Genomic DNA, 14,131 nt, shown 5'->3' on the forward strand with positions numbered 1-14,131 from the left:
AATCAAACGCTTGGCTTTCTTCTCCGCTGCCTCCGAAACCCTGTCTCGGCGTCAGCGGATGCGTACTTTACGGACCAAAGACTCGCTTGACAAGCCCCTGAATCAAAAAAAGTGAAATCCATAACAATCGCATGTCACGATAGGCTCAAAGCGCATGCCTGATCATGTCAGGCGGCAGTGTCTCGATCCTGACGCAGCAGGACAACGAGCTGTCTCGGCCCATGCACGCCATAGACCAGCGTCTGCTCGATATCGGCCGTCTTGCTCGGCCCCGAGATCAGCAGCGCATTGGTCGGCATCCGCTCTGCCCAGCGCTGGTCGCGCAGCACATCGAAGAAGGTGTCGTGAACATGGTCGGCATCCAATACCGCGATATGCAGTGGCGGCACCAGGCTCAACCGCCGCGGCTCGTCCGGTGTAGGCCACAGGAAGAGACTGCCGGTTTCGGCGATACCGCCCAGCGTCGATGTCAGCCCCGCATCGACATCCTCGAACTGTTCCCGACTCCAGCTTTCGATATCCCGATCGGCGTCGACCAGCGCAATATCATGCGCCGCCAGCGTTTCTCGAGCCTCGCTAGCCACGTCATGGAGACGCCCCAACGCCAGCGTTCCGACTCCTTTGTCGGCCAGGACCTGAACCAGAGCCCGAGCCCAGTCCGCGCGGGACGTCCTCACCACCTCGCCTCGTACGGCCGTGATCATCGCTTCGAAACGCGCCAGCCGCTCTTCCCGGTTCCAGCCTCGCGCCGTCATGACGGCAAAGTCGCTGGTCGGAACCGCAATATCGCCATCCAGGCGTTGGCGCAGGCGTTCGAGAATCGCTTCCCTTGCACTCATGAGTCGCTCTCCGTTCGGCACCGCTCTCGCATCATGCCATGCAGTGTCTTGCTCGCGGGTTTGGGCGCCACGCGATAGTCCGTCCATGGCGGCAGGTGGCCGGGAGATAGCCGGCGAAAGCGCCCGGCCACTCCCGTACCCAACCTCCAGAAAGCGGGATGCGTCGCTACCCACTGCCAGCTTTTCCAGGCCGCGACTTCTTTGGCATTACGCTTGACGCCGGCACCCGGCACGTTGCCTCGCCCCTCGCCAACGGACTCCTTGCGCAGCCGCACCAGCAGATCGGGAATCGGAATCTTGACCGGACAGACTTCGCCGCAGGCGCCACACAGACTGGACGCACTGGGTAGATCGCGCGTCGCATCCAGCCCCAGCAAGTGCGGCATCAGAATCTTGCCGATGGGCCCCGGATACGTCGTGCCGTAGGCGTGCCCGCCGACACGCGTGTAGACCGGACAATGATTCATGCAGGCACCGCAGCGGATGCAGCGCAGCGTATCGAGCAGTTCGTCGTCCTGATAGATACGTGACCGGCCATTGTCGACCAGCACCAGATGGACCTCTCGCGGGCCGTCGTGCTCTTCGGTCCTGCGCGGCCCGGAGATCATGTTGAAGTAGGTCGTCACCGGCTGCCCGGTGGCAGAGCGCGTCAGCAAGGCATAGAGAGGCGCGACATCCTGCAGATGCTCGACGACTTTCTCGATCCCCGTCACCGCGATATGCACCGGCGGCACCGTGGTGGTCAGCCGCCCATTGCCCTCGTTTTCCACCAGGCAAAGCGTGCCGGTCTCTGCCACCGCAAAATTGACACCGGAAAGCCCCACGTCCGCGGTCAGGAAGCGTTCTCTGAGCTGAGCCCTCGCTGCCGCCGTCAGCGTATCGGCATCCAGCGTTCGCGCGATGCCGGTCTTGTCATGCATGAGATCGGCGATCTCGCCGGTATTCTTGTGGATCGCCGGCATGATGATGTGCGACGGCGTCTCGTGGGCCATCTGTACCAGGTATTCACCGAGATCCGACTCCAGCGCCTCGATGCCCGCCGCTTCGAGATGCGCATTCAGATGCATCTCCTCGGAAACCATCGACTTGCCCTTGATCATCCGCCTGGCGCCCCGCGATTCGCAGAGCTTTCGAATGATGCGACAGGCCTCGTCGCCATTTTCTGCCCAGTGAACCTGGATACCGTTGGCCTGACAGTTGCGTTCGAGCTGCTCGAGCAGATCCGGCAGCTTGGCCAGCGCTCGGGCTCGCACGTTGGCGCCCAGCTGACGCAGCGTCTCGAGATCCCATTCGGCAAAGACATCCCGACGCTTGCGCATCAGCCCATCCATTGCGCTGCGAAAGTTGCCTCGGATCTGCGGATTGTTGAGCGCATCGTGCGCCTGCGCATGGAAATGCCGCGGGTCGAACGTCTGGACCTCCGGCGTCGCCGCCCCGCCCTGAAGCGTTTCTTTGGGGGATTTGGCCGTCGAAGGCGTATTCATGCCGTGCGCCTCCATAGATAGCTGGCGATATGCTCGCCACGCAGCGCGCGCCGTTCATGCTGGAGATGACCATCGATATTCATCAGACAGCCGCAATCGGACGTCACGAAGTGCTCCGCCTCCGCGGCTTCGAGCGCCGCACCTTTGTCGGCCACCATCGCCGCGGAAACTTCCGGGTGACGCACGGCAAAGGTGCCGCCGAACCCACAGCATTCCGCGGCGCGCGCCTGCTCGACCAGCGTCACATTACTCAGTTGCTGAAGTAGCTGCGGCCCCGTCTCCGCCAGCCCCATCTCCCGCCGAGCGCTGCACGACGTATGCATCGCCAGTCGCTGCGGTTCTCCCCGGTCGACCAGCCGCACGTGGCAGACATGGACCAGGAATTCGGTCAGTTCGAAGACTCGCGACGCTACCGCTTCTGCCTGCGCTTGGCGTTCGCTATCCGCAAAGAGCTGAGCGTAGTGCGTGCGCATCATTCCGCCGCAGGAGCCCGACGGCACGATGATCGGCCACGGTTCCGGGAACAGATCGAGTTGCGCGGCAGCGACGGCACGCGCTTCGTCATGATAGCCGGACGTGTAGGCGGGCTGACCGCAGCAGGTCTGATCGTCCGGGTAGATGACCTCGACTCCCTCCCGCTCGAGCAGGTGAACGACATCCATCCCCGCCTCGGGATAGAAGAGATCGATCAGACAGGTGCCGAACAGATAAACCTTCTCGGGCTTGGCGGGATAGAGCTTGACTGGCGTCATGTCATGGTCCTGGTTCGTCGGGATTCTGCCGTGGGCGCTGGACAACGCCTTCGCAAGCCCGCTTTGGTTTTACCAATTGACACTTTAATTTCATCCCATTATTACCGCTCAGAAATGAGGGTCAAACGAAAGCCCGCGAATTCCCGCTCCACGCCCTTATACTTTGGTTTATCTGCCGTTATAAAGCGCATTTCTCTGACCGGACATCTTTGAAAGATGCCAGAATATTGGTAAAACCAATTTCAAACTACCACCAGGAGTCCGACCAGTGGCCTACCCCTCCGTCAGACAACCTCGCTTGGCCGACGTCATTACCGAACGCCTCGAGGCAATGATCCTCGAGGGCAGCCTCAAGCCCGGCCATCGCCTGCCGGCCGAACGAGAGCTGGCCGAGCGCTTTGGCGTTTCCCGCCCCTCGTTGCGCGAGGCCATCCAGAAGCTGGCCGCTCGCGGCCTTCTGACCAGTCGGCAGGGTGGCGGTACCTATGTCAGCGAACGTCTCGCCGACAGTTATGGCGACCCCATGCTGGAGATGCTGTCACGCCACGAGGAGTTTCATCTGGACGTGCTGGAATTCCGCGACGCCATGGAAGGAATTACCGCCTACCACGCGGCGATGCGGGCGACACCAGCAGACAAGGAGATGCTGCAACGGCGATTCGAGGCACTGGATAGAAGCTACAAGGACCCTGACCAGCAGAGCGATCCGCTACGCGAAGCCAAGGCCGACGCCGCCTTTCATCTGGCCATTGCCGAGGCGGCGCACAATGTCCTGATGCTGCACACCATCCGCGGTCTCTTTCACCTGCTGGAGAAGAGCATCGTGGCCAACCTCGCGCATCTGTTCGAGCGCCCCAACGCCCGCGAACGACTGATGGCACAGCACCGCGCCCTGCTCGAGGCAATTCTGGAAGGCCGCGCCGAGGACGCCCGCACACTGGCGCACGAGCATCTCGACTACGTCAAGGCGGGACTGATGGACCTGCAGCGCGCCGAATCTCGAGCCCGGCGCGCCGAAAGGCGATCGCAGTTGCTGAACGACCGCCGCGATAGTTGATCACTCGCCGGTCAGATGCTGATCCTTCAGCTTGACGTAGTTGGCGGCAGAGTAGGCGAAGAACTCCCGCTCCGCAGGCTTGAGTTCACGTAGCGGCTTGGCGGGGTTACCGGCATAGACATAGCCGCTCTCCAGGACCTTGCCGGGTGGCACCATGGCGCCGGCAGCGATGATCACCTCGTCTTCGACCACGACCCCATCCAGCACGACGGCGCCCATCCCGACCAGCACGCGGTTACCGATTTTGCAGCCATGCAGCGTGGCCTGGTGGCCGATCGTGACCTCGTCCCCGATCACCAGGGGCTGACCGCCCGGGTTGTAGTCGCTGGCGTGGGTGCAGTGCAGTACGCAGCCGTCCTGCACGCTGGTTCGTGCGCCGATACGAATGCGGTGCACATCGCCGCGAATGACCGCCATCGGCCATACCGAGCAGTCATCGCCCAGCGCGACGTCACCCAGCACGACGCAGGTGTCATCGATGAACACCCGCTCGCCAAGGCTGGGCGTGACACCCTGAAACGTTCGAATTGCCATGGTTTTCACTCCTGTCGCTATCCAGAATACGTCGGACTATCGGAAGCATTGTCTACATCAGGCTCGTCACCAGCACGACAGCGGTCAGCGGAATCGACACGTAGCGCACCAGCCCCAACCACAGACGAAAAGCGCCGGGGCCGACGCCCAGCGCTGCCACGGCAGCCTCCCGGGACATTTTCCACGCCGCGAAGATGGCAATCAGCAGGCCGCCGACCGGCAGGAAGATATCCGGCGGTATGGTCGACACCAGTGCGAAGAAGTTCATCTCCCCGATCCAGTGCACATCCGCCAGCGTAGAGAATGACAACACCGACAACAGCCCCGTCAACCACACCAGCACCCCGATCAGGATAGCAGCCCGGCTACGCCGCCATCCGGCCCCGACGAGCATCGACACCATCGGCTCGGCCAGATTGATCGAGGAGGTCCAGGTCGCGACGAGCAGCAACAGAAAGAAGGCACCCAGCCAGACCTGCCCGCCGGGCAGTTCGCTGAAGGCGATCGGCAGCGTGACGAACATCAGCCCCGGCCCCTCGGCGGGATCGAGACCATGGGTGAAAACGATGGAAAAGATCGCGATGCCGGAAAGCAGCGCCACCGTAATATCGAGCACCGCCACGCCGAAGACCGCCCTCGGCAGGCTCTGCTCATCGGGCATGTAGGCGCCATACGCCATCAACGCGCAGGCCCCCACGGCCAGGGTGAAAAAGGCGTGCCCCATGGCGTTGAGCACCACGCCCCAGGTAATCGCGGACACATCGGGGGTGAACAGCCAGTGCATGGCGGCGCCGAAGCCGGAGGTCGTCACGGCGTAGCCTCCCAGCACGATCAGGATGCCGTAGAGCAGCGGCATCATTACGTTGTTGAGCTTCTCGATGCCGTTGACGATGCCGGCCGCCACCACCGACATCGTCAGCAGCATGAACAAGGTATGGTTGAAGGTCATGCGCAGCGGGTCGGCCAGAAACGCATCGAAGCTCGCACCGATCTCCTGAGGCGACCGATTCACGAAACTGCCGTTCACCGCGCTCACCAGATACTCGATCGACCAGCCGGAAACCACCGAGTAGAACGACAGGATGAAGAAGACGGTGATCGCGCCGAACAGCCCCAGCCATTTCCAGTGGCGACTGATATCGGCCTCCTCCGCCAGGAACGCCAGTGCCTGCATCGGGCTGCGGCGGCCGGCGCGCCCGATCATGATCTCCGCCATCATCATCGGCAGCCCCAGCAGCACCACGAAGATGACGTAAAGGAGCAGGAAGGCCGAGCCCCCGTTCTCGCCGGTCATGTAAGGGAAGCGCCAGATGTTGCCCAGGCCGACGGCAGCACCGGTGACCGCCAGAATAAAGGCGCGGCGGGACTGCCAGCGCTCCAGAGTTTCACTCATCATTCGAGACCTATGTCTGACGGTTGCGGCCGATGTCGGCAGGCCATGATGCCATGCGACGATAACGAAAACGCGAAGAGCCTATCAGGCACCCGGCGGAGCGCCAATCTCGAGCATGCCGACGCTTTCGCTCCGCGCATGCCGGGCCGGAATCTGGAACGAGCATGGGTGTCGGGATCCCGGGGCCGGTCTGGATCGGAACCGGGGCGGGCCTTCGGATTGAAAGCGGCGCCAGCTCCCCCCATATAGAATGACACTGATTCCATCGCCCGAGGTGACCATGTCGAATAACCCGCTGCTCGAGCATCATACCCTGCCGCCGTTCGAAGCGATTCGCCCCGAACACGTCGTCCCGGCCATCGAGAAAATCATTGCCGACAACCGTCAGGCCACCGAGGCGCTCGCCCAGCAGCAGGACGTGAGCTGGCAGACACTCGCCGCGCCGCTGGAAGCGCTCGACGACCGCCTCTCCCAGGCCTGGTCGCCGGTTTCGCATCTCAACTCGACGATGAACAACGATGCCCTGCGCGAAGCCTACCAGCAGTGCCTCGCCATGTTGTCCGAGTACAGCACCTGGGTCGGCCAGAACACCGCGCTGTTCAAGGCTTTCGAACGCCTGCGGGAGAGCGACGAGTACGCCACGCTCGATACCGCCCAGCGCAAGGCGATCGACAATACGCTGCGCAACTTCCGCCTGGCAGGCGTCGATCTGCCGGCCGAGAAGAAAAAGCGCTACGGCGAGATCCAGGCCCGCCTGTCGGAACTGGGCAACACCTTCTCCAACCAGTTGCTAGACGCAACGCAATCCTGGCATCTGGACCTGGACGATGCCGAGCGTCTGAGCGGCTTGCCGGAAAGCGCGCTCGAAACGCTCAAGGCGAATGCCGAAGCCAAGGGCAAGACCGGCTACCGGATTACCCTCGACGTGCCCAGCTTCCTGCCGGTCATGACCTTCGCCGAAGATCGCGAACTGCGTCGCGAAGTCTATACCGCCTACGTCACCCGCGCTTCCGACCAGGGGCCCAAGGCCGGCGAGAACGACAACGCCCCGGTCATCGAGGAAACGCTGGCGCTGCGCCAGGAACTGGCGAAGCTGCTTGGTTTCGATACCTACGCCGACTACTCTCTGGCCACCAAGATGGCCGAAACGCCCGAGCAGGTGCTGGGGTTCCTCGACGACCTCGCCGAGCGTGCGCATCCACAGGCCCAGCGCGAGTTCAATGAACTCGAAGCCTTCGCCAAAGAGACCCTCGGCCTCGATTCGCTGAACCCTTGGGATACCGGCTTTGCCAGCGAAAAGCTCCGGCAGTCGCGCTACGACATTTCCCAGGAGCAGCTGCGCCCCTACTTCCCCGCCCCGCGTGCCGTCGAAGGGCTGTTCCGCGTCACTGGAAAGCTCTACGGCATCCGCATGGCGGAAAACCCGGAAGCGCCGCGTTACCACCCCGACGTACAGTATTTCGACGTGCTCGACGGCGATCGCCCCATCGCCGGTTTCTACCTGGATCTCTACGCTCGGGAAGGCAAGCGTGGCGGCGCCTGGATGGATGTCTGCCGGACTCGCCTGCAGCGCGAGAATGGCGAGCTTCAGTTGCCGGTCGCCTACCTGACCTGCAACTTCACGCCTCCGGTCGCCGGCAAGCCGGCGCTGCTGACGCATGACGAAGTGCTGACGCTGTTCCACGAATTCGGCCACGGCCTGCATCATATGCTGACGCAACAGTCGGTCGCCGACGTTTCCGGCATCAGCGGGGTTGCCTGGGACGCCGTCGAGCTGCCGAGCCAGTTCATGGAAAACTTCTGCTGGGAGCGAGAGGGCCTCGACCTGATTGCCGGTCACGTCGATACCGGCGAAAAGCTGCCGGACGACCTGCTGAACAAGCTGCAGGCCGCGCGCAATTTCCAGTCGGCGATGCAGATGATGCGTCAGCTGGAGTTCTCGCTGTTCGATTTCCGCTTGCACCACGAGTGCCAGAAGCCGACTGCGGCGGACGTTCAAGCGTTGCTCGACGACGTACGCGCCAAGGCCTCGGTCGTACCCACCGTCGACTTCAACCGTTTCCAGAACGGCTTCGCGCACATCTTCGCCGGGGGGTACGCCGCCGGTTACTACAGCTACAAATGGGCCGAAGTGCTCTCCGCGGATGCCTACAGCGCCTTCGAGGAAGCCGGCATCTTCGATCCCGAAACCGGCCGCCGTTTCCGCGAGACGATTCTGGAACAGGGCGGTTCGCGGGAAGCCGCGGAACTGTTCGAAGCCTTCCGCGGCCGCGAGCCGAGCATCGATCCGCTGCTGCGCCATGCCGGTATCGAACCCCGGAACGCGGCATGATCGCCGGTTTCATCAATGAGCCGAGTGGACGCCTGCGGGCGTCCGCTCAACGATTGCGAGGTAACGCATGACCCAGACGCCGAAACGCTTCATCGCCGGTGCGATCTGTCCGCGCTGTTCGGCCATGGATCGCATCCGCTCGTGGGAACAGCACGGCATTCGCTATCGGGACTGCGTGAGCTGTGACTTCTTCGAACAGCTGCCCATCGAGGACGACACCATCCCGGAAGTCCCCACTCGGGTGAATCAGCCTCGGGAGCGCCAGCGACCGGCAAACGAAGAGATCACGCCGGTGCGCATTCTCGATCCCCGCAAGCCGTATTGATATCGAGAACGACGAGGTTGACGGTCGGCCTCGTCAGGCAGCGATGATCCGCTCGACCAGACGTGCCAGATCGTCGTCATGCCAATCCGGCACCTCATCGAGTGCCGGATCCATCGCCTTGCCCGGCCGCGCGACGAAGCCGGTTCGCATGCCGGCCGCATGGGCTCCGATCAAGTCCCAGCCATGGGCGGCGATCATTGCCATCTCGTGCGTATTCACGCCCCAGTGTGCCGCCGCGTGGCGATAGGGCTCCGGCGCAGGCTTGTAGCGCTCGACGCTCTCCACGCTGAGAATGGCGCCGAAGTAACCCTCCAGCCCGGCATGTTCCAGTTGCTGATGCGCCGCCTTCAGCGCGCTATTGGTCAGTGCCGTCAGCGTATGGCCCTGATCACGAAGCGTCGTCAGCGCCGCCGTGACGTCGCCATGGGCAGGCATCGAGAGGATACCGTCGACCAGCGCCTGCTCGTCGTCGGCAGTTATCGCGACGCCTTGCTTGGCACCGAGCTGGCGCAGCGCACTCCTGGCGAGGTTGGAGAAGGGTTCGAATCGCCCGATCAGGTTGGTCGTCATCCAACGCTCCTGAAGGGTCAGGAACCACTCCGGACGTGCGGCTTCGCTGTCGAACCAGCGCTGGAACAGCGGATCGAGCGCGCGCGTGTCGAGCAGCGTTTCATTGACGTCGAATACCAGATGCATAGCGACCTCCTTGTCGTGAATGGCGGGATGGCACGTCGAGCGGACGAGATGAGCGTCTACCGCTCAAGTACGTAGAGAGGATAATTGTCGGAGAAGAAGAGTCTAGAGAGACGATGAGTGTAGAAAGAAACCGGACCGAGCGCCTGCCGATCTTCTCGCCCCACTCCGGGAAGGCGAATTACGCTTCCCTCGCCATCGAATGCGGCGCGACGGTTCCGCGTCAGTGCCAGAGCGCCATGCCTTGCGCGATCAGCTGGCGCAGTGCCGCGAAGGAAGGCAGCCAGCTCAGCAGGTGTGCCGATACCAGCGCCAGCATCAGCGCGCTGCCCGGCGCCTGCCAACTGAACAGCTTGAGCGCCGTGCCGAAAGAGCGTTTGAGTCGCGCGCCGGTGAGATCGACGCTGTACAGCTCGTCCAGCGTCAGATGAATGACGAAGCCCAGCGTCATCGCCAGCCCGTGGATCCAGGCCAGCCGCTCCGGCTGACCCAGCAGCGAAAAGCTGATCGCTGCAGTCGACAGCCCGCTGACGCCCGCCGCCAGCAGTGAATGCCAGAGCCCGCGATGCACTGTGAAGCGGGCAAACAGGGCGCCGGCCAGATAGCGGACACCGACATAGACACCGCCGCAGGCAACGAACAGATAGGCCGGCGTGACCCTGTGCTGCAGCACCAGCACCGCCAGCACCACCGCGACGACGGCCAGGATATTGAAGATCAGGCGAATGGCCTGGGACTGGTCGGCATCGATATCCGGCAGGATGCCGCCGAACGCCACGAGCAAGGCTACGGCCAGCGCCTGCCAACCGGTCCACTGCCCCGCCTGCCAACCGGCCTGAGCGACGACGGCTCCTCCGACGCTTGCCACGCCCAAATGCGTTCGAAAATTGGCCATCGGCCCGGGCGCCCCATACCTGGATAAATGAACAGATTATGGCGCGACGGCTGTCCTGAAAACAATAGCTTACGCAGAATGAACGGATAACGCGCACCGTCCCGCAACGCAGAACGGCCCTGCCAGTGGCAGAGCCGTCGTCGGTGGGTTTCTGACAGGCACGGATCAACTGCTCTTGATAACTCCGCAGGCAACCCGACTACCGCCACCGCCGAGCTTGGGCTCGTCGGAATAGTTGTCGCCGCCTTCATGGATCATGAAAGCATGACCGCTCAAGTCGGACTCCTCCAGGCGGGGGGCCAACAGCAGCGTAGTGGCATTGCCATCCTCATCGATCATCAGCGCGGGGAGATCGCCAAGATGGCCCTCGTCGCTGTATGGCCCTCGGTGAGTGCCGGTCCCCTCGGGGTCGAAGTGCCCGCCAGCGGCGCCAGCGGGCGTCACTTCACCATCGCTTTTGCTGGTCTCGCAGTTGGCGTTCTGGTGGAGGTGGAACCCGTGAATCCCCGGATTCAGACCGGAAAGATCCGGCGTCAGCAGCAAGCCGTGTTCGGTGTCCTCGGCCATCACGGTGCCGACGCTATCGCCGACGCCGTCGCTGGAGACCGAATGCATCTCTACGCGGGTCTCGGCCTGGGCCGCAGTGCTCAGCGTCATTGCCAGACTTGCGCCGAGCGCCAATAGTGTCTTCTGTCGCATGTCGTCTTCCTGTCCGTGGGTGACAGACTTCAAATTAGACAACACACGACGATGACGCGAATCACCTGGTCAATAGTCGAGTTCGGGTCAATGCTTGAACGCGAGGTTGTCGAGTACCCGTAGCGTCGGCGCCGACTGATTCAGTGTGTAGAAATGCAGGCCCGGCGCACCGCCATCCAGCAGGCGCTGGCAGAGATTCGAGATCACCTCCGTGCCGAACGCCTGAATGCTCTCGCTATCATCGCCGTAGGCTTCGAGCTGCTTGCGGATCCAGCGTGGGATATCGGCGCCGCAGGCATCGGAGAAGCGGGCCAGCTTGGTGTAGTTGGTAATCGGCATGATCCCCGGCACGATCGGGATCTCGACGCCCATCGCCCTTACCCGATCCACGAAGTGGAAGTAGGCGTCGGCGGTGAAGAAGTACTGGGTGATCGCCAGGTCGGCACCTGCCTTCGCCTTGCGGGCGAAGTTTTCCAGGTCCCGTTCGAAGCTCGGTGCCTGCGGATGCGCTTCCGGATAGGCCGCTACCGCGATCTCGAAATGATCGCCGGTCTCGGCCCGGATGAATTCGACCAGTTCGTTGGCATAGCGCAGCTCGCCGGCACCGCCCATGCCCGACGGCAGATCGCCGCGCAGCGCCACCAGACTGTCCACGCCATCCTCGCGATAGGTCTGGAGCAGCTCGCGAAGCGCGCCTTTCTCGCTACCGATGCACGACAGATGCGGTGCCGTGCTGACACCGCTGCGACGCACCGTCTTGACGGTATCGAAGGTCCGGGCCTGAGTGGAACCGCCGGCACCGTAGGTCACGGAGAAGAAGCGCGGATTCCGCGCGGCCAGTGCATCGCGTACCCCGCCGAGCTTTTCCCTTCCTGCTTCGGTATTGGGAGGAAAGAATTCGAAACTGATGCCCAGCGGCGGCTGCGTGCTCATGATATGACTCTCTTCGATGCAAGCCAGCGTGACGACACGCCAGCCGAAGGTGTCGTTCTCGGACCGTGACCTGAAAACGACCACCGATGATGGATTGACGACGGATGTCGGCGATTTTGCCTGCCCGAGGCGATCACGGCCAATGAAACTTTCCCGCCGTCGTCATGAATCCCGATCATCGAGACGGCGGCCGATTCATGGATGCACGACCATGCCGTGGTTGCACTCCCCGCCGGTCAGGCAGTCTCGGGTTTCGACCTGCAGCGTGGCATGCTGGATGCCGAAGCGGCTCTGCAGCATGTCGTAGGCGCGCTCGATCACGTCATCGTGCAGCTCCGGCGTCTCGATCACCAGATGCACGCTGAGCAGCGGATCCTGCGGCGTCAGCCCCCAGACATGAATGTCGTGCAGGCTCTTGACCCCGTCGACGCCAAGCAGCGCCTGGCGGATCTGGCCGATATCGATTCCTTCCGGCGTGCCCTCGAGCAAGGTGTGCGACGAGCGCCGCAGAATCTTCCAGGCGGCGCGCAGGATCAGTCCCGCAGCCAACATCGACAGCAGCGGATCGATCGGCGTCCAGCCGGTCAGCAGGATGACGACGGAGGCGACGATCGCCGCCACGGAGCCCAGCAGGTCACCAATGACGTGCAGCACGGCGCCGCGCAGGTTGAGATTCTCCTGATCCCCGCCGTGCAGGATCTTGAAGACCACCAGGTTGATCAGCAGCCCCAGGATCGCCACCACCATCATCGGCCCCGCCAGCACCTCGACCGGCTGGGTAAATCGCCTAATCGCGGCGATGAAGATCCATACCGCGATCGCCAGCAGCGTCAGGCCGTTGACGAAGGCGGCAAGCACCTGAAAGCGCTGATAGCCGAAGGTGCGCAGCTTGTCCGGGGCCTTGTCGCCCATGTAGAACGCGAACAGCGCGAGACCGAGCGAGAAACTGTCGCTGAACATGTGCCCGGCATCGGCCAGCAGGGCCAGGGAGCCGGAGATCCAGCCGCCAACCACCTCGGCCAGCATGAACCCGGCGGTCAGGATCATCGCCAGCCTCACCCGCTTGGCGCTGTCCGCCGTTACGGTTGGCGCATGATCGTGCGAGTGGTCATGGGAATGATCATGGGAGTGACCATCACGAGAGTGGCCATGGGAATGGTCGTGATCCTGTGAATGGCCATGAGTCTCGCTGTGAGCATGGCCCTTGCCAGCGTGATCGTGTGAATCGTGACGAGAATGATCGTGCGAGGCCATGAGACCTGTCCTGACGGGAATGTCCTCGAATCTTAGCGCACGACCCCGACGCTATTGTATTACAACGCCTGCCTTGCCTTGACGATAGCTCTAGGCACCGCCATCGACAGCAACGCGGGATCGTCACCATCCGGTGACGAAAGTCCGAAGTTCGACCACGGTATCAGTCGTCACCGCGCCCCGGACGCTGTCGCCATAGATCCCAGGCGATCCCGACGGCAATGCCGGCACCGATTCCCCAACTCCACTCGGCCGTCGACATCCAGACGACCAGCCCCACCACGATACCTATCAGGGAACCTTGCATTGTCTCTCCATCGATAGCGATGCTTTGATGCGTCTCATTGTAAGGATTGCGCCTCGAAGAGAAAGCGCCTTGTCGACAGGCCCCTCAGGGAAGACTGGCCTCACGGCACGGAAGCGGGCAGGGATGGAGCGAATAGGAATAGCGTGAAGATAACGAACGGATCGCCGACGTCGACGTGTCGCACACGCCAGAACGGGACAGAAAAAGCACGAAGAAGGCAGAGAGAAAATGCGGCGATTGGAAAGAAGAGCCCACTCCCACGTTCCTTTGCGGTGAGAGCCATTTGGCTAAGTGGGCACCCTCAGGATGAACCGTCATCGCTGGCTCTCCAACGTATTTTTCGTAATCTCTCTATCAGTTTTGTTAATAGCAAAACTTAAGTGTTCTTAATCATGCGCTTATAGATGATCAGCGCTTCGATAAAAGCGCGTAATTTTTTGCAGCCGGCAAGCATCATCGCCCAGGCGCTTGACGCAGGGCGAGACACCAACGGCGGTCGCCGGCAACAACCGACGCATCCGGACAGGTAAAGGGTGGCGGAAGAGAGAGGGAGTCGAACCCACCAGGGACTGCTGGCAGCCCCTACAGGAGTTGAAGTCCTGGCGCCCCACCGGGGAACGATTCTCTTCCAGGC

The 14,131-nt window shown here is 62.5% G+C and carries 14 protein-coding genes and 1 tRNA gene; 3 read left to right on the forward strand and 12 right to left on the reverse strand.

Annotated elements, in window-relative coordinates:
* Positions 1-167: 167 nt before the first annotated feature.
* The 3 genes from BC443_RS08440 to BC443_RS08450 are packed head-to-tail and all read right to left on the reverse strand — an operon-like array spanning position 168 to position 3,075.
* Positions 168-839, reverse strand: a complete 672-nt coding sequence (locus BC443_RS08440; protein WP_071231404.1) for a lactate utilization protein — start codon at positions 837-839, stop codon at positions 168-170.
* A complete protein-coding gene (locus tag BC443_RS08445; RefSeq protein ID WP_083387290.1) occupies positions 836-2,323 on the reverse strand; it encodes a LutB/LldF family L-lactate oxidation iron-sulfur protein in 1,488 nt (495 codons plus the stop codon). Before BC443_RS08445 ends, BC443_RS08440 begins: the two co-directional genes overlap by 4 nt.
* A complete protein-coding gene (locus BC443_RS08450) occupies positions 2,320-3,075 on the reverse strand; it encodes a (Fe-S)-binding protein (RefSeq protein ID WP_071231405.1) in 756 nt (251 codons plus the stop codon). The genes BC443_RS08445 and BC443_RS08450 overlap by 4 nt, the downstream gene beginning before the upstream one ends.
* Before the next feature lie 268 nt (positions 3,076-3,343).
* Here BC443_RS08450 and BC443_RS08455 point away from each other — a divergent pair, with 268 nt between their 5' ends.
* The gene (locus tag BC443_RS08455) at positions 3,344-4,132 is read left to right on the forward strand and encodes a GntR family transcriptional regulator (protein WP_071231406.1); all 789 of its coding nucleotides are present in this window, start codon (positions 3,344-3,346) and stop codon (positions 4,130-4,132) included.
* Here the strand turns inward: BC443_RS08455 and BC443_RS08460 are convergent, their stop codons facing one another.
* Together BC443_RS08460 and BC443_RS08465 are read right to left on the reverse strand one after the other, a co-directional pair.
* Entirely contained in the window at positions 4,133-4,666 is a 534-nt protein-coding gene (locus BC443_RS08460) for a gamma carbonic anhydrase family protein (RefSeq protein WP_071231407.1), read from the reverse strand.
* A 52-nt stretch (positions 4,667-4,718) separates the two neighbouring features.
* On the reverse strand, positions 4,719-6,059 hold the full coding sequence (locus tag BC443_RS08465; RefSeq protein WP_071231408.1) for a sodium-dependent transporter: 1,341 nt from the start codon (positions 6,057-6,059) through the stop codon (positions 4,719-4,721).
* Between the two features lie 280 nt (positions 6,060-6,339).
* On the opposite strand from BC443_RS08465, the gene prlC reads away from it, so the two are divergent.
* Complete coding sequence (prlC, locus tag BC443_RS08470) at positions 6,340-8,391, forward strand: oligopeptidase A (RefSeq protein ID WP_071231453.1); 2,052 nt, start codon at positions 6,340-6,342, stop codon at positions 8,389-8,391.
* A 67-nt stretch (positions 8,392-8,458) separates the two neighbouring features.
* A complete protein-coding gene (locus tag BC443_RS08475; RefSeq protein WP_071231409.1) occupies positions 8,459-8,716 on the forward strand; it encodes a YheV family putative zinc ribbon protein in 258 nt (85 codons plus the stop codon).
* Between the two features lie 33 nt (positions 8,717-8,749).
* Here BC443_RS08475 and BC443_RS08480 read toward each other — a convergent pair whose 3' ends face one another.
* From BC443_RS08480 to BC443_RS18810, 7 genes are all read right to left on the reverse strand, one after another.
* Positions 8,750-9,412, reverse strand: a complete 663-nt coding sequence (locus tag BC443_RS08480) for a haloacid dehalogenase type II (RefSeq protein WP_071231410.1) — start codon at positions 9,410-9,412, stop codon at positions 8,750-8,752.
* 220 nt (positions 9,413-9,632) lie between these two features.
* Entirely contained in the window at positions 9,633-10,304 is a 672-nt protein-coding gene (locus tag BC443_RS08485; protein WP_071231411.1) for a metal-dependent hydrolase, read from the reverse strand.
* 165 nt (positions 10,305-10,469) lie between these two features.
* A complete protein-coding gene (sodC, locus tag BC443_RS08490) occupies positions 10,470-11,003 on the reverse strand; it encodes a superoxide dismutase family protein (protein WP_071231412.1) in 534 nt (177 codons plus the stop codon).
* A gap of 87 nt (positions 11,004-11,090) precedes the next feature.
* Entirely contained in the window at positions 11,091-11,939 is an 849-nt protein-coding gene (metF, locus tag BC443_RS08495; RefSeq protein WP_071231454.1) for a methylenetetrahydrofolate reductase [NAD(P)H], read from the reverse strand.
* A gap of 192 nt (positions 11,940-12,131) precedes the next feature.
* Entirely contained in the window at positions 12,132-13,190 is a 1,059-nt protein-coding gene (locus BC443_RS08500) for a cation diffusion facilitator family transporter (RefSeq protein ID WP_083387291.1), read from the reverse strand.
* A 163-nt stretch (positions 13,191-13,353) separates the two neighbouring features.
* The gene (locus BC443_RS18805; RefSeq protein WP_157957115.1) at positions 13,354-13,497 is read right to left on the reverse strand and encodes a hypothetical protein; all 144 of its coding nucleotides are present in this window, start codon (positions 13,495-13,497) and stop codon (positions 13,354-13,356) included.
* 534 nt (positions 13,498-14,031) lie between these two features.
* Positions 14,032-14,127 (reverse strand) — tRNA-Sec (locus tag BC443_RS18810).
* Between the last annotated feature and the right edge of the window lie 4 nt (positions 14,128-14,131).

Source organism: Salinicola sp. MIT1003, from assembly GCF_001858555.1.
Taxonomy (GTDB): domain Bacteria; phylum Pseudomonadota; class Gammaproteobacteria; order Pseudomonadales; family Halomonadaceae; genus Salinicola; species Salinicola salarius.

What these genes read in the sequence shown, in the direction of transcription:
- BC443_RS08440 (WP_071231404.1), bottom strand. Translation starts at nt 839, where the DNA reads ATGAGTGCAAGGGAAGCGATTCTCGAACGCCTGCGCCAACGCCTGGAT.
- BC443_RS08445 (WP_083387290.1), bottom strand. Translation starts at nt 2,323, where the DNA reads ATGAATACGCCTTCGACGGCCAAATCCCCCAAAGAAACGCTTCAGGGC.
- BC443_RS08450 (WP_071231405.1), bottom strand. Translation starts at nt 3,075, where the DNA reads ATGACGCCAGTCAAGCTCTATCCCGCCAAGCCCGAGAAGGTTTATCTG.
- BC443_RS08460 (WP_071231407.1), bottom strand. Translation starts at nt 4,666, where the DNA reads ATGGCAATTCGAACGTTTCAGGGTGTCACGCCCAGCCTTGGCGAGCGG.
- BC443_RS08465 (WP_071231408.1), bottom strand. Translation starts at nt 6,059, where the DNA reads ATGAGTGAAACTCTGGAGCGCTGGCAGTCCCGCCGCGCCTTTATTCTG.
- prlC (WP_071231453.1), top strand. Translation starts at nt 6,340, where the DNA reads ATGTCGAATAACCCGCTGCTCGAGCATCATACCCTGCCGCCGTTCGAA.
- BC443_RS08475 (WP_071231409.1), top strand. Translation starts at nt 8,459, where the DNA reads ATGACCCAGACGCCGAAACGCTTCATCGCCGGTGCGATCTGTCCGCGC.
- BC443_RS08480 (WP_071231410.1), bottom strand. Translation starts at nt 9,412, where the DNA reads ATGCATCTGGTATTCGACGTCAATGAAACGCTGCTCGACACGCGCGCG.
- BC443_RS08485 (WP_071231411.1), bottom strand. Translation starts at nt 10,304, where the DNA reads ATGGCCAATTTTCGAACGCATTTGGGCGTGGCAAGCGTCGGAGGAGCC.
- sodC (WP_071231412.1), bottom strand. Translation starts at nt 11,003, where the DNA reads ATGCGACAGAAGACACTATTGGCGCTCGGCGCAAGTCTGGCAATGACG.
- BC443_RS08500 (WP_083387291.1), bottom strand. Translation starts at nt 13,190, where the DNA reads ATGGCCTCGCACGATCATTCTCGTCACGATTCACACGATCACGCTGGC.
- BC443_RS18805 (WP_157957115.1), bottom strand. Translation starts at nt 13,497, where the DNA reads ATGCAAGGTTCCCTGATAGGTATCGTGGTGGGGCTGGTCGTCTGGATG.